General features: G+C 63.5%; 5 protein-coding genes. All 5 read left to right on the forward strand.

From position 1 onward, the window contains the following. Window positions 1–105: 105 nt before the first annotated feature. Genes DLD99_RS12010 through DLD99_RS12030 form a run of 5 tightly spaced genes read left to right on the forward strand, consistent with a single transcriptional unit; the run spans window position 106 to window position 23,180 of the window. Window positions 106–9,105, forward strand: a complete 9,000-nt coding sequence (locus DLD99_RS12010) for a non-ribosomal peptide synthetase (protein ID WP_114882351.1) — start codon at window positions 106–108, stop codon at window positions 9,103–9,105. Beyond that, the gene (locus DLD99_RS12015; protein ID WP_114882352.1) at window positions 9,102–13,214 is read left to right on the forward strand and encodes a non-ribosomal peptide synthetase; all 4,113 of its coding nucleotides are present in this window, start codon (window positions 9,102–9,104) and stop codon (window positions 13,212–13,214) included. The genes DLD99_RS12010 and DLD99_RS12015 overlap by 4 nt, the downstream gene beginning before the upstream one ends. Further along, window positions 13,211–22,306 carry a hybrid non-ribosomal peptide synthetase/type I polyketide synthase gene (locus tag DLD99_RS12020; protein ID WP_114882353.1) on the forward strand — a complete coding sequence of 3,032 codons (9,096 nt, stop codon included), beginning with the start codon at window positions 13,211–13,213 and terminating at the stop codon, window positions 22,304–22,306. The genes DLD99_RS12015 and DLD99_RS12020 overlap by 4 nt, the downstream gene beginning before the upstream one ends. Beyond that, on the forward strand, window positions 22,303–22,977 hold the full coding sequence (locus DLD99_RS12025) for a hypothetical protein (RefSeq protein WP_244220794.1): 675 nt from the start codon (window positions 22,303–22,305) through the stop codon (window positions 22,975–22,977). Before DLD99_RS12020 ends, DLD99_RS12025 begins: the two co-directional genes overlap by 4 nt. Continuing rightward, window positions 22,974–23,180, forward strand: coding sequence for an MbtH family protein (locus DLD99_RS12030; RefSeq protein WP_114882354.1), 207 nt, complete (start codon window positions 22,974–22,976; stop codon window positions 23,178–23,180). Before DLD99_RS12025 ends, DLD99_RS12030 begins: the two co-directional genes overlap by 4 nt. The last annotated feature ends 5 nt before the right edge of the window (window positions 23,181–23,185 follow it).

The raw sequence follows: 23,185 nt of genomic DNA on the forward strand, positions 1-23,185 counted from the left end.
AATTCGAATGACCGAACCGGTACCTGATGCCGGGGCCTGACTGGCGGGGCGCGTGCTGTCTCTGCCTGATCACAAAAATAATGCAGTCATGGACGGTAGCCTCCGATGCTCGACAACACTTCCTTGCGTGGGACGAATCCCGCGCAGCCCGACGTTTCATCCTCGATTCCGTTCGACACCGATCTGTGCGTGCACGGCCTGTTCGAAGCGCAGGTGCTGCGCAACCCCGAGGCCATTGCCGTCCGTTGGCAAGCAGAGGCGCTCAGCTACCGCGAACTCAATATCCGCGCCAACCGCCTGGCTCATCATCTGCGCAGCCTCGGCGTCGGGCCGGACGTGCGGGTGGGAATTTGTCTCGAGCGTTCGCTGGAAATGCTGGTGGGTGTGCTCGCGGTGCTCAAGGCCGGAGGTGCCTATGTGCCGCTGGACCCGGCGTATCCGCAGGCGCGGCTGGCGCACATGCTGGCCGACAGCGCGCCGCCGGTGGTGCTGACCCATGGTCAGGCGCGGCACGTCCTGACGGCTGCGCTCGAACAATCGACCACGGTGCTTGATCTCGGCGATTCAACCCATTGGTCTTCACAGTCACCGGACAATCCCGATCCTCATGCGGCAGGCCTAACACCCCGACACCTGGCCTACGTGATCTACACCTCGGGTTCGACCGGCACCCCGAAAGGCGTGATGGTCGAGCATCGCGGGCTGATCGCCGTGAGCGCTGCCTGGGCACCACTCTATGCCTTGGGCGAGCCGATCAATCACCTGCAAATGGCCGGGTTTTCCTTCGACGTGTTCAGCGCCGACCTGATTCGTGCGCTGGGGTTTGGCGGCACGCTGGTGCTGTGCCCCCGGTACACCTTGATGGATCCGCCGGCCCTGTATCGCTTGATGCGCGATGCGCAGATCGGTTTTGCCGACTTCGTGCCGGCGCTGCTCAACCCTTTGCTGGCATGGGTCGAAGAGAGCGGCCATGACTTGTCGTTCCTGCGCACCGTGGTCTGCGGCTCGGACATCTGGACTGCCCACAGCGCCCGGCAATTGCGCAGGCTCTGCGGTGAGCGGGTGCAGATCGTCCAGGCCTATGGCGTGACCGAAGCGAGCATCGACAGCACCTGTTTCGAGTTCACCGAAAGCAGCCAGATCGACGCTGTGCTGCCCATCGGCCAGGCACTGCCCAATACCCGGATTTACCTGTTCGACGAGCAAGGCGAGCCCGTTGCCGAGGGTGTTGCGGGCGAGTTGTACATCGGTGGCGTCGGCGTGGCGCGGGGGTATCTGAACCTGCCGCAACTCACTGCCGAGCGCTTCATCGACAACCCGTTCGTGGCGGGCGAACGCTTGTACCGCACCGGAGATCTGGCGCGTCATCGGGCCGACGGCCAACTGGAATTCCTCGGCCGCAACGACTCCCAGGCCAAGTTGCGCGGGCTGCGCCTGGAACTGGGGGAAATCGAAACCCGGCTGGCAGACGTTGCAGGCGTGCGTGAAAGCGTGGTGTTGCTGCGTCAGGACGGCCTCGGTGAACCTCGACTGGTCGCTTATTACTGCGAGAAACCGGGCACAACGCTGAGCCCGCGTTCACTGCGTGAACAGCTGCAAACCAGCCTGCCGGATTACATGGTGCCGACCGCGTTCGTGCGTCTGGATGCGCTGCCGCTGACCGCCAACGGCAAGGTCGATCGACCGAATCTGCCGGCGCCGGATGTCGAGGCATTCGATCAGCAGGAATATCAGGCGCCGCAGGGTTCATTGGAAACTGCGCTCGCGGTGATCTGGGCCGAAGTGCTCGGCGTCGAGCGAGTGGGGCGTGAGGATCAGTTCTTTGCCCTCGGCGGTCACTCGTTGCTGGTGATGCGTGTGCTGGCGCAGGTTCGCCATACGCTGGGGCTGGAAGTCGCGCCTTCGACGCTGTTCGCCGCACCCGTTCTGAAACAGTTCGCCGAACGGCTGCAAGCCAGTCAGGCTGCGGCTCGTCCAGCCATCGCGGCCCTTGAACGGACGGGCGCGCAAACGTTGTCGTCTGCCCAGCAGCGCCTGTGGTTTCTGGCGCAAATGGAGGGGGGCAACGCGGCGTATCACATGCCGCTGAACCTGCGATTGCGCGGTTTGCTGGACGTTCCGGCGCTTGAGCGCAGCTTCAATCAACTGGTGGCACGCCATGACGCGCTGCGCACCACCTTCACTGCTGTTGAAGGGGAAGGGCGGCAGCAGGTTTCATCGCCTGCGCACAGCCTTCGACTGACCGTCACCGATCTGCAAGGGCCCGATGCTCAAGAGCGTCTCACCCGGTTGATCGACGAGGAGGGCGCCCGGCCGTTCGACCTGAGCCGTGGCCCGCTGATGCGGGTAAGCCTGGTGCGGTTGGCGCCGGACGACCATGTGCTGATGCTGACCCAGCACCACATCATCTCCGATGGCTGGTCGATGGGCGTGCTCACTCGTGAGCTGGGGCAACTCTACGAAGCGGCGTTGCAGGATCGCGACGATCCGTTGCCGCCATTGCCCGTGCAGTACGTGGATTACGCCGTGTGGCAGAAGCAATGGCTGACCGGTGAAGTGCTGGAACAGCAGAACCGCTATTGGCGCGAAACCCTCACGGGCGCGCCGGTGCTGCTGGAATTGCCGACGGATCACAAGCGTCCGCCTGTGCAGGACTACCTCGGCGGCTTTGTTCCGTTGGTCTTCGACGAAGCATTGACCACGCGACTGAGAGCCTTGGGCATGCAGCAAGGCACCACGCTGTTCATGACTTTGCTGGCCGGTTTTTCGCTGCTGTTGTCACGACTGTCGGGGCAGGACGATGTGGTGATCGGCGTGCCATCGGCCAACCGTCCGCAGCAGGAACTTGAAGGGTTGATCGGTTTCTTCGTCAACACCCTGGCACTGCGCATGACCCGATCGGGCTCGCCGTCGGTGGCGCAATGGCTGCAACAGGCGCGGCGGGTCGCACTGGGGGCTCAGGAGCATCAAGACCTGCCGTTCGAGCAAGTGGTGGAGTTGCTCAACCCGCCACGCAGTCTGGCCCACAGTCCGCTGTTCCAGGTGCTGTTTGCCTGGGAGCAGGATCAGGATTCCGATCTGCTGCTGACCGGGCTCGACGTTACGCCGGTGGAGAGCAGTCATCACGTCGCCAAGTTCGATCTGCAACTGGCGCTCCATGAGCGCGACGGACAGATCATCGGTGGTCTGGAATACGCCTCGGGCCTGTTCGAACGCGGCACCGTCGAGCAGTTCGGCGAGTACCTGCGCCGGGTGCTGACGCAGATGGTCGAGGACAGCGAACAGTCGCTGGCGGGGATCAAACTGCTGAGCGCCGAGCAACACCAGCAGATCGTTCACGACTGGAACCGCACCGCGCGGGACACCGCGTCGCTGCCCGGTTGCGTGGGGCATTTCGAAACCCTCGCCCGGCAAACGCCCGACGCTGTGGCGCTGCTCGCCGAGCGCGAGCAACTGAGCTACAGCGAGCTGAATCAAGCCGCCAACCGGCTCGCGCATTACCTGATCGAACAAGGCGTCGGCCCTGAACATCGTGTCGGCCTGTGCCTGGAACGCTCGCCACAAATGGTCATTGGCCTGCTGGCAATCCTCAAGGCCGGCGCGGCGTACGTGCCGTTCGACCCGGCGTACCCGAACGAACGTCTGGCGTTCATGTTCAGCGATGCCGCGCCGACCATGCTGCTGACGCAATCGAGTCTGATGGCCGGGCTGCCGACCAACGAGGCGCAGATCTGCTGCCTGGACACTGACGCATCGCAGTGGGCACAGCACCCGACTGATGATCCGCAAGTCAATGTGAGCCCGGAAAACCTCGGCTACGTGCTCTACACCTCGGGTTCCACCGGCCGCCCGAAAGGCGTGGCCCACAACCGTCGTGCGCTGGACAACCTGATTAACTGGCAACTCGATCAAGCCACGGCACCTCAGCGCGTGCTGCAATTCGCCTCGCTGAACTTCGACGTTTCGTTCCAGGAAATCTGCAGCACCCTCTGCCAGGGCGGCAGCCTGCTGCTGATGACCGAAGACAGTCGCAAGGACCTTGCCGCGCTGCGCCCGACTCTGGTGGCCGAAGGCGTGCAGCGGGCATTCCTGCCATTCGCCGTGTTGCAACAACTCGCCGGCCTGACCGAGGCCGATGCACCGATGCCGGCCGGTGGTTGCGAGATCATCACCGCCGGTGAAGCCCTGCAAATCAATGACGAGCTGCGCGGGTTTGTCCGTGGACTGGGTGGCGCGCAGTTGCACAATCAATACGGGCCGACCGAAACCCATGTGGTCAGCCAGTTCAGCCTCGACTGCAACAAGGTCGAATCCTGGCCGGACGCACCGCCCATCGGCCGTCCCATCGCCAACGCGCGGCTCTACGTGCTGGACGAACATCTGAATCCGGTGCCAGTCGGCGTGGCGGGCGAGTTGTACATCGCCGGCGCCTGCCTGGCTCGGGGTTACCTGAATCGCCCGGACCTGACTGCCGAACGCTTCCTGCCGGACCCGTTCAGCGACGAGCCGGGCGCGCGGATGTACCGCAGCGGCGACCTCGCGAAGTTCCAGGCCGACGGCAACGTGCAGTACCTGGGCCGCATCGACCAACAGGTGAAACTGCGCGGCTTCCGCATTGAACTCGGCGAGATCGACAGCCTGTTGCAGCATCAACCCGGCGTGCAGGAAGCCGCCGTTTTACTGCGTGAAGACGTGGCCGGGGACAAGCGTCTGGTGGCCTATGTGGTCGGCTCCGCCACCAGTGAATCCCTGCGTGCCGAACTGCAACGCCAGTTGCCCGAACACATGATCCCGAGTGCGTGGGTCCGGCTCTCGCAATTGCCGCTGACCCGCAACGGCAAGCTCGACCGACAGGCGCTGCCGGCACCGGAACGCAGCGCCGGGGCGACTTACGAGGCGCCGCGCAACGACATCGAACGGCAGATGGCCGAGATCTGGGCCGAAGTGCTCAAGTGCGAGCGGGTCGGCATCCACGACAACTTCTTCGACCTCGGCGGCCACTCGCTGTTGGCGACACGAATGATCTACGCGATCAACCAGCGCATGGGCGCGCAACTGTCCCTGAGCAGCCTGTTTCAGACCCCGGTGTTGATGGATCTGGCGGCGCAGGTTTCGCGTGAAGAGCAGAGCGTTGAACCGGCGTTCATCCAGATCGAGCCGGATCGCAATGATCGACATGAACCATTCCCCCTGACCGATATCCAGCAGGCTTACTGGTTCGGTCGCGAGGCCACGGTCAGCCTCGGCGGCGTAAGCGCCCATGGCTACGAAGAACTGCGCATTCCCGGGTTCGATGCCGAGCGTTTCGAGCAAGCCCTGAATCGCATGATCCTGCGCCACGACATGCTGCGCGTGGTGTTCCTCAGCGACGGTACGCAACAGGTGCTGGCGCAGGTGCCGACCTACCGCATGCCCCGCAGCGACCTGCGCGGTTTACCCGCCGAAGAAGCACAACGCACGCTGGAAGCGACCCGCGAACGCCAGTCCCATCAGGTGCTGGATGCCAGTCGCTGGCCGCTGTTCGAGTTCAGCCTGTCGCTGCTCGATGACGACATCACTCATTTGCACATCAGCCTCGATGCGCTGATCGTCGACGCCGCGAGTACGCAGATTCTCGCCCGCGAACTCATGGCCTTCTACGTAGATCCGTTGCTGGAACTGGCCGAACCGGGCCTGACTTTTCGCGACTACGTGCTGGCCGAACAGCAACTGCGCAACGGCCGCCGCTACGAGCAGGCGCTGGGCTACTGGCGCGAGCGGGTGACTACTCTGGCCCCGGCGCCAGACCTGCCGCTGGTGCGCCAACCCGAAAGCATTGCCAACCCGCATTTCACCCGCCGCGACCGCGACATGTCGGCGGCGCAGTGGGCGCAACTCAAAGCCGTGGCCAAGCAGTTTGCGGTGACGCCGTCGGTGATGCTGCTGACCGCGTTCAGCGAAGTGCTGGCGCTGTGGAGCCGCACCCCGCGTTTTACCCTGAGTCTGCCGCTGTTCAATCGCATGCCGTTGCATTCGGATGTCGATGAAATCATCGGCGACTTCACCTCGCTGGTGCTGCTAGAAATCGGCATCGACGGAGCGCTGAGCTTCACCGACAAGGCCCGCGCCGTGCAGGCACAGCTTTGGCGCGATATCGACCATTCGGTGGTCAGCGGCGTGCGGGTGCTGCGCGAGTTGTCCCAGGCCCGGGGCGTGCAGCAGACGGCGATGCCGATCGTGTTCAACAGCACGCTGTCGGAAGCGGCGCCGGAGCTGGCCGAGTTCAACCTCGCGGACGCATTGAACGCCAAGCACATGCACAGCATCACCCAGACGCCGCAGGTGTGGCTCGACCACACGTTGCTGGAGCTGGAAGGACGCCTGCTGTTCAACTGGGACAGCATCGACGAACTGTTCCCGCAAGGCATGATCGAGCAGATGTTCGTCGCCTATAACACGTTGCTCGACAGTCTCTGCGAGCCGACGGCCTGGGGCGCGAACACGCCACAACTGCTGCCGCAGGCGCGGTTGCCGGCACCGGTCGACATTCAGCAAACGCTGCCGTTGATGCACGAACTGTTCGAGCGTCAGGCCCTCGTCACGCCGGAGGCACTGGCGGTAATCGGCACGCGGCAGCTGACTTACGCTCAACTACGCAATGAGGCCCGACAACTCGGCGCCCGCCTGCAAGCGCAGGGCGTGCTGCCGAACCGCTTGGTGGCGGTGGTGATGGAGCGCGGCTGGGAACAAGTGGTGGCAACGTTGGCGATTCTGTACGCCGGCGGCGCTTACCTGCCCATCGAGCCAACTCAGCCAGCGGAGCGGCTGCGGCATATTCTGGAACGGGCGGAGGCGAGTCTGGCCCTGACCCAACCGGCGCTGCTCGACAAAATCGAATGGCCGGCGCAGGTCACGACCATTGCCGTGACCGATGCAGTCCCTAACGACGCATTGCCACTGCAACCGGTGCAGGTCAACGAAAGCAACCTCGCTTACGTGATCTACACCTCCGGCTCCACCGGCCAGCCGAAGGGCGTGGTGATCGACCATCGCGGTGCGGTCAACACCTTGCTCGACATCAACCGCCGTTTTGCCGTCGGGCCGAATGATCGGGTGTTGGCGATCTCCTCGCTGAGTTTCGACCTGTCGGTCTATGACTTCTTCGGCACGCTGGCGGTAGGCGCGGCGGTGGTCATCCTCGACCCGCAACTGACCCTCGATCCGGCGCACTGGCTTGCATTGATCAAGCGTCATCAGGTCAGCCTGTGGAACTCGGTGCCGGCGCTGCTCGGCATGCTGGTCGAGTACGTGGAGGGCGAGGGTGGTGCATTGCCTGCCAGCCTGCGGGTGGCGATGCTGTCCGGCGACTGGATTCCTCTGACCTTGCCTGAGCGGGTCTGGGCGTTGCAGCCGGACTTGCAGCTGATCAGCCTCGGCGGCGCCACCGAAGCGTCGATCTGGTCGATCTATTATCCGGTGAAGCACGTCGATCCGGCCTGGCGCAGTATTCCCTACGGCAAGGCTCTCGACCATCAGCGCTTCTACGTGCTGGATGAAGCGTTGCAGGTCCGTCCGACCTGGGTCGCGGGGCAGCTGTACATCGGCGGCATCGGTCTGGCCAAGGGTTACTGGCGTGACGAGAAACTCAGCGCGGGCAGTTTTTTCGACCATCCATTGACCGGCGAACGTCTGTATCGCACCGGCGACCTGGGCCGCTTGCTACCGGACGGCAACATCGAATTCCTCGGTCGCGAAGACAATCAGGTCAAGGTCCAGGGTTATCGCATCGAGCTGGGCGAAATCGAAGCCGCGCTCAATCGCCATCCCGGCGTGCAGAGCGCGGTGGTGCGGATTCTTGGCAGCACGCTGGGTGAGAAACGTCTGGCGGGTTATGTGCTCAAGGCCGATCCGGCGTTGCAGGCCAGTGACTTCACCGACTACCTGACGGACAAGCTGCCGGCGTACATGATTCCGTCGTCGTTCACCTTCGTCGAAGCCTGGCCGTTGTCCTCAAACGGCAAGGTCGACAAGAAGCGCCTTCCGGAACCGGAGCAAATCGTGGAACAAGGCCCGACGCTGGAAGTCGAGGGCCCGCAGGAACAGCGGCTGGTGGAAATCGTGCAGGGCGTGCTCAAGCGCGAATCCATTGCCGCCAACGCCAATCTGCTGAACCTCGGCGCGACCTCGATTGATATCGTCAGGATCAGCAACGCCTTGTCCGGCGCCTTGCAGTTCCGCCCGCATGTGGCGCAACTGCTGGCCCAGCCGACGTTGCTGCATCTGCTCGGCATGTACCGCCAGAACCGGGCCCGTCAGGAATTGCTCGGCAACGTCCAGCCGACACCGGAGACCCCGCAGGACATCATCGAAGATCCACAGCAGCGGGCACAGTTCAAGGCTGAGCAACGTGGTCGCCGTGAGTTTGCTCAAACCCTGCCGGCAGTGGCACTGGACTTGCCGCAAGACCCGGCCTTCGCAAGGCGTTTGAGTGATTACCGCTCGGTGCGCCAGTTCGGCGCGCAGCCGATTGCGACTCATGCCTTCGCGCATATTTTGGCGGCACTGGCCCAGGGGCAGCTCGACGGTGAAGTGAAATACCAGTTCCCGTCGGCGGGCGGGCTGTACCCGATTCAGGCTTATCTCTACGTCAAACCTGAGCGCGTGCTCGGCGTGCCCGGTGGCGCGTATTACTACGATCCTCGCCAGCATCGCTTGCTGGCGCTCCAGAGCGGACTGCTCGACCCGGACACCTACGACTATTTCGTCAATCGCCCGGTGTACGAGAACGCCGCGTTCTCGCTGTTCTTCATCGCCGACATGGCCGCGATCCGCCCGCTGTATGGCGAGCGCAGCCGTGACTTCTGCCATATCGAAAGCGGCGCAATGGCCCAGTTGCTGAGCATGACCGCCGTCGAACACGGCCTGGGCCTGTGCGGCATCGGCTCGGTCGAGGAGCAGCAACTGACGGCGCTGTTCGACCTCGGGCCAAACCACGAGTTGATCTACTCGATGATCGGCGGCCAGCGCACGGCCGATGAACAACACCGCGCACCGGTCGAGGCGTTTGCCATCGAGCCTGTGACCGCAAGCCTGGACGACGAAGACATGGAGGAGTTCGAAGTATGAATGCCGATCAATTGCTGGCGTTGTTCGCTCGCCATGGCGTGGTGCTCGAGGTGGACGGTGACAGGCTGCGTTGCAAGGCGCCGCGCGGGTTTCTCACCGAAGAACTGACAGCGGCGCTCAAGCTCCACAAGCAGGAACTGATTACCTTGCTCGGTGGCGGTGATGACGCAGTGATTCCCCGTCGTGCCGGCGCACACGCGTCCTGGCCGTTGTCGTTCTCGCAACGGCAGCTGTGGTTTCTCGATCAACTGGAACCCGGCAACCCGTTCTACAACGTGCCCACGGCGGTGACGCTGAAGGGGCAGTTGAGCGTCGCGCATCTGGAACGAGCACTGAACGAGCTGGTTGCCCGCCACGAAGCCCTGCGCACGACGTTTTGCAGTGTGGACGGTGAGCCGCGTCAGGTCGTGCATCCGTCGATGCCGCTGTCGTTGTCGGTGACGGATCTGCGCCATTTGCCTGCCGCAGAGCGCGAGCAGCAAGTACGATTCGCCGTCGAGCAGGACGCCCGGGCACCGTTCGATCTGGCCACCGGCCCATTGCTGCGGGCGTCGTTACTGCGCGTGGATGAAGACGAATACCTGTGGCTGTACAGCGTGCATCACATCATCGCCGACGGTTGGTCGATGGGCGTGATCCAGCAGGAAGTCGCGACGTTGTACGGCGATTATCTGCGTGGAGAAACCTCGACGCTTGCGCCGTTGCCGGTGCAATACGCCGACTACGCCTGCTGGCAGCAACAGCGCATCGGTGGTGCGGCGCTGGATGCTCAACTCGATTACTGGCGTCGCACCCTGGACGACGCGCCGCTGTTGTCGACCCTGCCCGCCGACCGGCAGCGCCCGTTGGTGCAGCGTTATGTCGGTGCCACGTTCAGTTCCTCCGTCGATGGCGGCACTTTGCGCGAGCTCACGGCGCTGGCCCGGCAGACCCAGGGCACGCTGTTCAACGTATTGCTGGGGGCGCTGGCAGTGCTGTTGTGGCGCCACAGCGGTCAGCAGGATCTGTGCATCGGCACGCCGTTCGCCAACCGCAATCGCCCGGAAGTCGAGCCGCTGATCGGTCACTTCGTCAACACGCTGGTGCTGCGTCAGCGTCTGAATCCGCAGCAGACCTTCGCCGAATTGCTGCGCGACGTGCGCGGCCAGATGCTCGACGTTCACGCCCACCAGGACGTGCCGTTCGAGCGCGTGGTCGAAGCCGTCAACCCGCAGCGCGATCCCGGTCATTCGCCGCTGTTCCAGGTGATGCTGGTGTTGCAGAACACCCCCGGCAGCGGCGTACGGATGCCCGATCTGGAACTGACGCCGTACGGCACCAGCAGTGCCACGGCCAAGTTTGACCTGGCGTTCGAATGGGTCGAGCGGGCAGGGCGACTGGACTTGCTGGTGGAATACAACACCGACCTCTATGACGTCGCGACCATCGAGCGCCTGAGCGGGCATTACCGTCATCTACTTGAGCAGATCGCCGCCGACGCCAAGCAACCGATCAATGCGTTGCCGTTGATGAACGAGGCTGAACGTCAGCGGGTGCTGGTCGATTTCAACCGCACAATGCCGCTGTCGCAACCGGCGCAATGCGTGCATCAACTGGTCGAAGCTCAGGCCGCGAGCAACCCTCAGGCCTGCGCAGTGGTGTTCGAGGACGAATCCCTGAGCTACGCCGAACTCAATGCCCGGTCCAACCGACTCGCGCGGCATTTGCGCACATTGGGCGTCGGCCCGGACGTGCGCGTGGCGGTGTGCATCGAGCGTTCGTTGGAACAGCCGGTGGCGTTGCTGGCAGTGCTCAAGGCCGGTGGCGCCTATGTGCCGCTGGACCCCGATTATCCGCTGGGACGCCTGAGCCATATGCTCGGCGACAGCACGCCGGCGGTGCTGCTGACCCTCGGCTCGGCACACGGGATTTTGCGTCAGGCTATACAAGGTTCGACCTGGGAAGCGCCGATTCTCGATCTCGAAAAAGATGCCGCGAGCTGGGCGTCATTGCCCGCCGACAATCTCGACCCACGCAATGTCGGCGTCACCCCTGACCATCTCGCCTACGTGATCTACACCTCGGGCACCACCGGTTTACCGAAGGGCGCGATGGTTGCCCACCGTGGCCTGAGTAACCTGCTGCTGTGGTGCTTGCAGGTCTGCGGTGAGGCGGGGGCGATGCTGCACAAGATCCCGTTCGGTTTCGATGCCTCGGCGTGGGAGACATTCTGGCCGCTGGCAACCGGCGGGCGTCTGATCATTGCGAAGCCCGGCGGGCATTACGAACCGGCGTATCTGGCGCGCGAGGTACGCGAGCAGAAGGTCACGGCGCTGGTGTTCGTGCCGGCGATGTTGCAGCTGTTTCTGGAAGTCGAAGAAGTCAGCCTGTGTACGTCGCTGACCGATGTATTCAGCGGCGGCGGTGAACTGCCGCCCGCCCTGGCCCGGCGTTTTCAGGAGCGCCTGCCCCATGCGCGGCTGCACAACGTCTACGGCCCGACCGAAACCACGGTGATCAACAGCATCTGGACCCTTGAGCCCGGCGCCGACGTGCCCGCCAGCAAACTGCCGATCGGCCGGCCGATTTCCAACAACCGTTTTTACGTACTCGATGACCGCGACGAGCCGGTGCCCGTGGGTGTCACCGGGCAATTGCACATCGGTGGCGTCGGCGTGGCCCGGGGGTATCTGGGGCTGGCGCAGCTCAGTGCCGAGCGCTTTATCGACAATCCGTTCGTGGCAGGCGATCGCCTCTATCGCAGCGGCGATCTGGCGCGCTATCGCCCGGACGGCCAACTGGAGTTTCTCGGGCGCAACGACTTCCAGGTCAAGTTGCGCGGTGTGCGTCTGGAACTGGGCGAGATCGAAGCCCGGCTCGAAGCGTTTCCCGGCATCCGCAGCGCCGTGGTGCTGATGGTCGGCGACGCGCCGCAGGACCAGCGGCTGGTGGCCTGTTGCGTTGTTTCCGAGTCGATGGATGAAGCGGCGGCGCAGGCCCATCTGGCAATGACGCTGCCCCGAGCGGTGGTCCCCGGCAGTTATCTGTGGCTCGACGCCTTGCCGCTGACCGCCAATGGCAAGGTCGATCGGACTGCGCTGATGGCGTTGGCGGACGAGGAAATGGTCAATCGTCAGGTCAACCTGAGCAGCCCGCGCGACCACATTGAACTGACGCTGTACCAGATCTGGAAACGCCTCCTGCTGGTGCCGCAGATCGGCATTCGCGACAACTTCTTCAACGTCGGCGGCACCTCCATCGCCGCAATCAAGATGGCCCATGAAATCAGCCAGGTGTTCGCGGTTGAAATGCCGGTACGCGTGGTGCTCAGCTACCCGACCATCGAAGCACTGGGCGGCTGGCTGCGGGTCGGGGCGAACCCGGCGGTGGCGCAGGGCAATCTGATCGAGTTCCGGCGCGGTAGCGGCCAGCACAACGTGGTGTGCATTCACCCGGCGGGCGGCACGGCGTTCTGTTACCTGTCGCTGGCCAAGGTGTTGCCGGACGAGGCCGGTGTTTACGGGGTGCAATCGCCGGGGCTGAATCCGGGGGAGAGTACCGAGCCGACGGTTGAAGCGATGGCCGAAGCGTATCTGCGATTGATCGAACCGCTGACGACGCAACCGCTAATTCTCACCGGGCTGTCGTTCGGTGGCCTGGTGGCTTATGAAATGGCTCGGTTGCTGACGGCGGCGGGGCATCGTCACGTGACGGTGGTGCTGCTCGATACTCAGGGCAGCGACGATCCGGGTTTCCGCGAACAGATCGGTACCGTGGACATGGCCGAGTTCCGCGACAAACTGGTGCGCTTCAACGGCATGTACCCCGGCATCGAAGACGCGCAAGTCGAGCGCTATTTCCACATCTACAACCACAACCGTCTGGCCATGGCCGCCTATGAATGTGCGCCGCGCGCCGGGCGTGTGGTGCTGATCCAGGCGCGGGAAGACTTCAGCCGCCATCAGTTGCATGAACTGCGCGGTTTCTGGCGGCGGCGCACAGGTAGCGGCTATCTGGCGAAACTGGTCAGCGGCGGGCACTGGGACATGCTCGAAAGTGCGGAGATCCATCGGGTGTCGCAGATCATCCGGCAGGAGCTGCAGCGCTTCGCCGCGCAGGAGGCGAAATGATGAGTGCGTCCAATGACCTGACGTTGCTCGCGCGCTTTGCCGAGCAAGTGCGGCGTAATCCGCAAGCTGCGGCCGTCATCGACGGCTCGGTAACCCTGACTTACGCCGAACTGGCCAGCGCCAGCGAGCGCATCGCCCGAGGGTTGCTGGCACGCGGCGTCGAGCCTGGTCAGTCGCTGGCGTTGTGCATGCCACGTAGCTGGCAGTGGCTGGCGGCGATTCTCGGCGCATTGAAAGTCGGCGCCGTGGTTGTGCCGCTGGACCGTGCCAGTCCGCTCAAGCGTCGGCAGTTGATGCTGGCGGATGCGGCCTGTGCCGGCCTGATTACCCTGGACGAAGAACCTCAGTGGTCGCCTTCATTGTGGCAGTCCAGCGTCGAGGCCTTGCTCGACCAGCCGGACACTCCGCCGCAAGCGCTGACCGCAGAGTTCGCCGAAGTGATGTTCCTGTTTTACACCTCGGGCACCACCGGCATTCCGAAAGCCGTGGAAGTCGGCGAACGCGGTCTGCTTCGCCTGGCGCACACCAACGGCTATATCGAGATTCGCCCGGCCGACCGGTTCGCCTGCCTGTCCAACCCGGCGTTCGACGCGTGCAGTTTCGAGCTGTGGGCGCCGCTGCTCAACGGCGGTTGCTGCGTGATGATCGCCGACGAAGACGTGCTGGATGCGCGCCGACTGACCGAGGTGCTGGAGCGGACGCAGGTCGACAACCTGTTCATGACGGTGTCGTTGTTCAATACCTTGATTGCCGAATGGCCGTCGTGCTTTTCCAGCGCACGTCAGGTATTGATCGGCGGCGAGCAGATCAGTGCTGCGGCGGTTCGTGCATGGTATCGAGCCAATCCTGAAAGCCAGTGCCGGATTCATAACGTCTATGGCCCCACCGAATGCACCACGTTTGCCCTGTGCTGGCCGATCAGCCGCGACTTTACCGGTGACCTCGCGCCCATTGGCCGAGCACTTCCGGATACCGGCGTGCAGGTGCTGGACGAGCAGCAACGGCCGGTGCCGGCGGGAGAGGTGGGCGAGTTGTATCTGAGTGGCAGCGGCGTCGCCCGTGGCTACCGTAACCGGCCCGAAGAAACGGCCCGTCAGTTTGTCCGATTGCCCGGCCTCGACGGTGGCGCATACGTCCATTACCGCACCGGCGATCTGGTGCGCTGCAATGCCGAAGGCCTGATCGAATGTCTGGGACGGGTTGATCGACAGGTGAAAATTCGCGGCTTCCGCATCGAGCCGGGGGAGGTGGAGCAACGGATACTGGAGCATCCGGGCGTGACGCAGGTGTACGTCTGCACCCGGCGTCAGGCGGCGGAAGATCATCAGCTGCTGGCGTTCATCGTGGCGCGCGGGGAGCTGGACTATCACGCCTTCGAAGTCCATCTGCGGGCGCAACTGGCGCCGTATATGCGGCCGCATCAGTTGTTCCTGCTGGAGCGTCTGCCGCTGACGGCCAATGGCAAGATCGATCGCGACAGCTTGCTGGGGCAGCCGCTGAGTCCATGGCATCCAGCTTCCGTAGCCATGGAAAACGACAACACTTCGCCGGCGCTGGACTGGTTGCTGAGTCAGGCCCGTTCGCTGCTCGGTCAACCGGGCTTGAACGCGCAGGACGACTGGCTGGGTAGTGGCGGCGATTCGCTCAAGGCCATGCGTCTGCGTTCGGCAATTCGTACCCGTTGGCAGCGCGAGATCCCCCTCGACAAGTTGCTCAACGAGTCTTTCTCATCATTGGCCGGACAACTGCTGGGCGAGCATGGCGAGTCGACCTATCCCCCTGCGCCCGGGATCAGTTGCGCCGCACGCTTGCCGGCCACCGCCGAACAGCGCCGCCTGTGGCTGTTGCAGCAGCGCACGCCGACCTCGACCGCTTACAGCGTGCCGCTGATTCTGCATCTGGCGGCAGGTGTCGAGGTCGCGGCACTGGGCGAGGCCGTTGACCGTCTGGTGAAGCGCCATCCTGGTTTGCGCACGGCATTCGCATCGGGGGGCGATGGTCTTGATCAGTTGATCGCCGAGCAAGGCCCGGCCAGCCGCACCTTTGCTGTCGGGCATTTCACCGAAGACAACTGGCAGGCGTTCGCGGAGCTGGTGTTCGCCACGCCATTCGACCTGTCCACGCCAAACCTGTTTCAAGCGTGGCTGTTGCCGTTCGCCGATGGCAGCTGTCGGCTGCTGCTGAACCTGCATCACATCATCGTCGATGGCTGGTCGGTGAATCTGTTGTTCGACGACCTGAAGCAGCTCTATGCCGACGCTGTGCAAGGTCGCGAAAGTACTGAATCGGCAGCCCATCTGACGACGCTGGAGTTTGGCCAGTGGCAGCGGCAGTGGAGCGTCGATCCGCATTACCGCGACCAGCGTCGCGCTCTGGCCGAGTTACATCGTCGGCAGGAGGAACCGTCGCCTGCATTAATGCCGATGCGCGAAATCAGCCCGGACGCCCGGTTACACCGGGAACCGTTGGGCGCCATGCGCAGCGCCGCCCTCGAACGGTTCTGCACGCAACAGCGACTGACACGTTTCGAAGTGCTGTTCAGTGTCTTCGCCTGGAGTCTTTACGTCCTGACCGGGTGCGAGCGACCCCGGATCGCCAGCCCGGTGGCCAACCGGCCCCTGGCTGAGCTCGAGGACAGCGTCGGCATGTTCGCCAACACCGTGCTGATTCCCACCGTCGTTGACCACGAGCTGACCCTCGGCGAGCAACTGCGCAAGCAGACTGCAACGGTACGCGAGGTATTAGCGCTGCAGGACGTGGCGCTGGCGGATCTGGTGGAAGACCTGCGGTTGTCGTCGAGTACCGCGCTGTTCGATTTCATGTTCGTGCTGGAAAACACTGATTACGCGGCGTTGGTCGATTCAAACCTGTGCGCCACGCTGGAATTCAACGAGCAGTTGCACGCCAAGTGCCCGCTGACCTTATTGATGGTGGGCAGCGGTTCGCAGCTTGAGTGTTGGTGGGAATATCAGTGCAGCTATTTCGATGCCGACCAGATGAGCACGGTGAACGCATTGTTCCGCCGTGGTCTGGATCTGTTGCTGGAAAGCCCGACGGCGACGCTCGACAGTCTGCTGGGGCCTTATCGACTGGGGCTGGCCCCGGCCAGTGAAGGGCTGACGGGCGATCTGCCGTTCAACACCCTGGCGGACTGGTTCGAGCATCAGGTGCATTGCACGCCGGATGCGATTGCGTTGGTTCAAGGTCAGCGCCAACTCACTTATGGCGAGCTGAATGGACTGGCCGACGCTCTGGCTGGTGACTTGGTTGAACGCCATCCGTTGCCGACTCGGAATGCGTCGCTGCATGTCGTGCTGTTCCTCGATGCCTCGGTCGAGCACATCGTCGCGCTGCTGGCCCTGGCCAAACTCAACCTGACCGCCGCGCCGCTGGATCCCGGTTATCCGGTGGCGATCCAGCGTCAGGTGCTGGAGCAGGCTCAGCCGCATTGTGTGCTGTTCAGCGACACGACGGCGGCCGCGCTCGATGATCTCAATGCCGGGCGATTCGCCACGCACCGGGTCGATCTGCACGTCGATGCCGAAGCGTTTGAGCGCCCACGTCACGCCGGCGAGCGACCGCTGTACACGCTGTTCACCTCCGGCTCGACCGGCACGCCCAAAGGTGTGCAAGTGTCGGAACGCACCCTGTGCAACCTGCTGCAATGGCAGCGCACGAAAGGGCAGTTGCCTGCGAAAGCGGTGACCTTGCAGTTCTCCATGCTGTCGTTCGACGTGTCGTTTCAGGAGATTTTCAGCACCCTGTGTGGGGGCGGCTGCTATCACCTGATCACGCCGCGCTGGCGTCAGGATGCCGAGGCGTTGCTGGGTTACATGGTCGAGGCGCGGATCGAACGGTTGTTCCTGCCGTACGTGGCGTTGCAGCATCTGGCGCAAACCGCTGTGGCTCGGGGAATCTACCCGTCGGCATTGCGCGAAGTGATCACCGCCGGAGAGCAACTGCTCTGCACGGACGCGCTGCGCAACTGGTTCGGCGGCATGCCGCAGGCCTCGTTGTTCAATCACTACGGCCCGACCGAAACCCATGTGGTCAGCGCCTTGCGATTGCCTGCGGTGCCCCGTGACTGGCCGTTGCGTGCACCGATCGGTCACGCCGTCGGCAATGCCCGGTTGCTGTTGGTCGATGAGTTTGATCGCCCGGTGCCAATTGGCAGTCGCGGCTATCTGCTGGTGGCGGGGCCGATGGTTGAGCGTTGTTATCTGGCCGATCCTGCGCTGAATGCCGCGCGGTTTGTCGAGCTGCCAGAGGACCGCTTGTACTATCGCACCGGCGATCTGGCGTGGGCCGATGCCCAAGGCTGTCTGCATTATCTGGGACGTGACGACCAGCAGATCAAACTCAGCGGCCATCGTCTGGAGTTGGGGCAGATCGAGGCGGCGCTGATGCAGGTGCCGGAAGTGGTCAACGCGGTGGTGGCGGTTCAGGCTGATCCGCCGCGCCTGATCGCCTGGCTGCAACTCGACGGCGAGCCTGCGACGTCGCAACAGCTGGATCGTCAGGTCGCGCAACGCCTGCCGGCCCATGTGCGGATCGATGAGTATCGCCGGATCGACGTCTGGCCACGCACCCCAAGTGGCAAGATCGACCGTAAGGCCTTGCCGAATGTGGGCGAGGCGCTGGAGCGGCGCAGCACGCCACAACCGGCTGTGCAATTGACTGCGCTGGAGCGGCAACTGAGCGAGCTGTTCCGGGATGTGATCGGCCGTGAAATCGAACCGGATCAGACCTTCTTCGAGGCCGGCGCCACCAGTCTCGGGCTGATGCGTTTGCATGGCCGTTACGCAGAAGAGCTGCCGCACAAGGTGACGATGGCCGACCTGTTCGAACACGTCACGGTTCGGCGCCTGGCGGCGCATCTGTCGACGGCTTCGGTGGCAGCAGTGGAGCGTGTCCGGCAAACCGATGCAGGTCATCAGCCGATGGCGATCATCGGCATGTCGGTCAATGTGGCCGGGGCGCAAAACCTGGGCGAATTCTGGGCGATGGTGCAGGGTAACGAGCTGGGCATCGAACGCTTTGCCGCCGAAGAAGGTCTGGTCGGCGCCCGCAGCCAACTGGCCGGCATGCTCGACTTCGATCCCGAGTACTTCGGCATCAGTCGTCAGGAAGCGCGGCTGATGGACCCGCAACAGCGGCATCTGCTGATGGGGTGCGTGCAGGCCCTGCAACACGCGGCCATCGTTCCGTCGGCGGACGGTCCGCGCATCGGCCTGATCGCCAGTTGCGGCGAAACCACCTACTTCCAACAGATGCTGCACGAGACCGCTGAAGGCGATCTGCCGGACGGTTTCCAGATGGCGCTGCATCACGACAAGGACTTTCTGGCGACCAAAGCCGCGTATCACCTGGACCTCAACGGCCCGGCCCTGAGCGTGCAGGCGGCGTGCGGCAGCTCGCTGATCGCCGTGCACATGGCCAGTTCGATGCTGCGTCAGGGCGACAGTGACGTGATGCTGGCCGCCGGCGTGCTGATCGACCCGACCCTGACCGATGGCTATCGTCATCGCTCGCAGCACATCTTTTCCGCCGATGGCCTGTGCCGTCCATTCAGCGACGACGCCAGCGGGACCATCGGCGCCAGCGGTTATGGCGTGGTGGTGCTCAAGCCATTGGCCAGGGCGCGGGCGGATGGCGACCGGATCTACGCGTTGCTCGAAGGTTCTGCACTGAACAACGATGGCCGGGCCAAGATGAGTTACACCGCGCCGTCGGTGGCCGGGCAGAGTGCGGTCATCAGTGATGCCCTGAACCGCGCCGGGTTGACCGGTACGGACATCGGTTACATCGAAGCCCATGGCACCGGCACTTTGCTGGGGGATCCGATTGAGGTTGCGGCGTTGACCAAGGCCTTCGGCGAGGCGCCGGCCGGCAGTTGCGCGCTGGCCTCGGTGAAGAGCCAGATCGGTCATCTGGGGGCGGCAGCGGGGGTGGTCGGGCTGATTCGCGCCAGTCTGGCGGTGTTCCATGGCGTGCTGCCACCGAACCTCGGGTTTGGCCGGATCAATCCGCAGATTGATCTGGAGCATTCGCCGTTCTACGTGCCCACCACGTCCCGACCATGGCCGGAAGGGCGGCGGCGTCTGGCGGGTGTCAGCAGCTTCGGGATTGGTGGGACCAACGCTCATGTGATTGTCGGCGCCGCACCCAAGGCGCAGGAAGTGGCCGAGGAAACGCTGCCACTGCTGATGATCTCGGCTCACAGCCGAACTGAATTGCTGCGCGATATCGCGGTGATCCGCGAACATATGCAAGCGCATCCGGAACAGCAGACTGCATTGCTGAGGTACTTGCAGTCTGGTCGCCGCCAACTGCGCTGGCGCTTCGGGATGGTCTGCCAACCGGGTGATGAAATTCCTTTGCAGCCAACATCGATCAAGGAAGTCAACACGTCGGCTGCACAACTGATCGCCCGTGATCATTCAGCGCAGGCATTACTGGAGGCCTGGTACGAAGGCGCCCATATCCAGTGGCCGCAGCGCTCGGCACCGCCACCGTGGGATTTGTCGCCATCGCCTTTTGATCTCCAGACCTATCGGTTTCAACCTGCTGGCGAAATCGCTGTCCCTGTTTCCGCAGGTATCGAGCGGCAACCTCTGGCGCAGTGGTTTCATCAACGGCAGTGGGTGCGCGTCCAGCGCCTGAACACAAAGGCAATGAACGGCGCACGAGAAACGTTGATCCTTTGCAGCCATGAAACACCCGGCGTGGCATTGCTGGAACATCTGCGAACGGTTTATCGACGCGTGGTTCAAGTCCGCACCGGCAACGGCTTCAAGCATCTCGGCGCAGATCGTTTCGAACTGGATCCGCTGGACACCGAAGCCCTGAGCCGTTTGCTCGCCGAGGTCACAGAATCTGAACCCGGCGAACTCGACTGGCTGCACACCTTGCCGCTGGCGGTGTCAGGCGCGGTCAACGAGCAATCGCTGGATCTGGCGCAGTGGGCCTGTCTGGACACGGTCAGCGCGCTGATGCAGGCCTGGGGGCAAATCGCACGCACGACTCGTCTGCGCCTGTGGCTGATGTCGTGGCAGGCGTGCCCGGTGGACGGCGAGGTCCGGCGTCCCGAGCTGGGGGCACTGGCCGGGATCAGCGAAGTGGTGCCGCAGGAATACCCGGTGCGATGCCACTGGCTAGACTGGCCGTCGCCGCACCTTGATACGCAGGCCGTAGAGCTTGCGGCGCTGCTCGGTGATCCGGCGGCGTTGCCTCGGCGGATGGCGTTGCGCGACGGTTACCTGTGGCAACCACGGTTGATCGCTCAGTCATTGCCGGGCCCGACATTAACTTCCAGCCTGTTGCCGGAAGACGGCACGTTTCTGGTGCTGGGTGGCACCGGCGGGATCGGTCGAACCCTTTGCGAACATCTGTTGCAGGTACCTGCACGGCGTGTGGTGCTGCTCTCCCGTCAAGGTGAATTGCCTGCAGAACTCGCGGCCTACGCCTCGCGAATCGACTGCGTTCAGGCGGATATCGCGGATCTGTCGCGCTGGCCGCAGGTACTCGATCATCTGGCCCGACGTTACGGTCAACTGACCGGGGTGATTCATGCGGCGGGTGTCGGTGCCGGCAGTCTGATTCGCCATCGCGATGCCCGGCAGATGGCCGAGGCGATGGCCGCCAAGACTCGCGGCATGCTCGCGGTTGAAAGCCTGATCGAACAGCTTTCGCCGGGCTTCGTCCTGTACTGCTCGTCGATGTCGGCATTGTTCGGCGGCGCGGGGCATCTGGATTATTCGGCAGCCAGCGGCGTGCTCGATGGCTTCGCGCATTACCGTCCGGACACGGCCAAGGCTTGCCTGCGTCTGGGCATCAACTGGGATATCTGGCGCGACATCGGCATGGCCACGACCAGCAATGGCGGGGACGCTGCGCATCAGGAGCATCTGACGGTCGGCTTGTCGGCCGAAGAGGGGTGTCGGGTGTTCGATCTGGCGATGGCGACGCAGTTGCCACAATTGCTGGTTTCCACCACCGGCATCGACACCGCGCGGCGCTTCTATCCGGTTCGCCATGGCGCTGTTGCCGCACCGGTCGAAGTGCCGAAAGGCGTGGATCTTTCCGTGCGCCTGCGTGAATGCCTGTGCAAATGGCTCGGCGTTGTTGAGCTGGAGGACGACGATTCGCTGTACGACCTGGGTGCGGATTCGCTGACCTTGCTGGACCTGATCGATGAACTGCAAGCGGCCACCGGTGAGGTATTTCAGTTGTCGCAGTTCAGCCACAAAGTCAGCCTGAGCGAGGTGTTGGGGCTGGTGGCAGATTCCACGGCAGAGGCTTCAGATGACGCGCCGCATAGCTGGAACGACGCGGTGCGGATCGATCAATGGCATGCCGGCGCCGGTCGCGAATGGCTGTATTTGATCCATCCGGTGGGCGGCGATGTTCAGGCCTACCGGGAACTGGTTTCAACGCTGCCGACGGATCTGGGTGTCTGCGTGATCGCAGATCCTGCGTTGCGTGTGCCGGCGCTGCCGAACATCAGCATTGTCGAACGAGCCCGGTGGTATCTGCAGGCGATCAAGGCCCACCTCCCGGACGATTGTGCCTGGCGTCTGGCGGGGTGGTCGTTCGGGGCCTGGGTGGCGCAGGCGCTGTGTCTGCAAGCTCAGGCTGAAGGCTTCAGGCAACCGCTGCTGTATCTGATCGACCCACCCGCGCCGGATGCCGGTGCGGAACTGGCCGGCTTCGACGAGCGGACCATCGAACAGGTGTTCCAGCGTGAGTTCGCCCAGCGCTGGCCCGACGTCGAAGGGCAGGGGATGTCCGAGGAGCGTCAGGCTTATCTGCAACGGCTGACGGTGTGCTGTCGCAATAACATGGCCAGCATGGTCGATTTCCAGCCCCCGGCGTTGGTCGCCACATCCGTGTGGATGTTTATCGCCGGGCACGCCAACCCTTATGGACTGGGCAACGCCTGGAACATGAATGACCTGCAACGCAACTGGCAGGCCTTGCTGCCGCAGTTGCAGAGCTGGCAGCAACTGGACACCGACCACTACGGCATCGTGGCGGGCCGTTGGGCGCGGTTGCTGGCCGAGGTCATCGGCACGGAGGAGTCGTCGAGATGAATGAGCCGATCTTGATGCCTCGGTGGTTGCCAACCTTGGCGCAGGTGCTGTGCGAAGAGCAGCCCGATGTCTTGCTTCAAATGATTTACAGGGTCGATGAACCGCAGTCGCTTCGGCCAGTTCATCGTTGGCAAGCCGACGTGGTGCTGCCGATGCTATGCGAGGCATTGCCGAAACACCGGCCAGCGCTGCTCGCACTGCAAAGCCTGCATCAACGGGCGGCCCTCGGTTTGTCCGGGCGTCACGGCGAGTGGCGGGCCACCCTCAAACCGGTGTTGCTGGCGTTGTATCGACGGGCCTATGCCTATGACGCGGCGTACGCCCAGGCCCATGCCAGTGCGATGACTTACGGCCTCGCGCCGACCAACACCGCGATGATCGCCGAGCACTTCGGCGATGCCGAGGCGTTCGCGGTGTATTACGCGCAACTGAATACCGACGCCAGCGCCACTGCGTTCGCTCAGGCCCATGCCGCCGCCAATGTTGAAATCTCGTCCCGGGCTTTTGCGACTGACGACGCGGATGCGTATGCGCAGGTTTGCGCAGCGTCGGCGCGGGTTTATGTCTGGGCCTGTGCGAAGACCGACGAGGAGCGGCGCACGCTGTTCAACCATCTCGCAGAAGGGCTGGTCCGGCACCTGCAGTCCCATCCAACAGGAGAAACGACATGAATGACGCACAGCAGCAATTCGATGTGGTGATCAACGCTCAGGGTCAGTATTCCCTGTGGCCGGCGGGCAAGCCGATGGCCAGCGGCTGGAGCGCGGCCGGGATGCGGGGTGAACGTCAGGTCTGTCTGGATTACATCAATGAGCACTGGATCGACATGCGCCCGCGTTCTCTGCGCGAGCAGTCATCGGCGTCGTTCCAATAAAAAAG

It is taken from the genome of Pseudomonas kribbensis, from assembly GCF_003352185.1.
In the GTDB taxonomy this organism is placed as follows: Bacteria; Pseudomonadota; Gammaproteobacteria; order Pseudomonadales; family Pseudomonadaceae; genus Aquipseudomonas; species Aquipseudomonas kribbensis.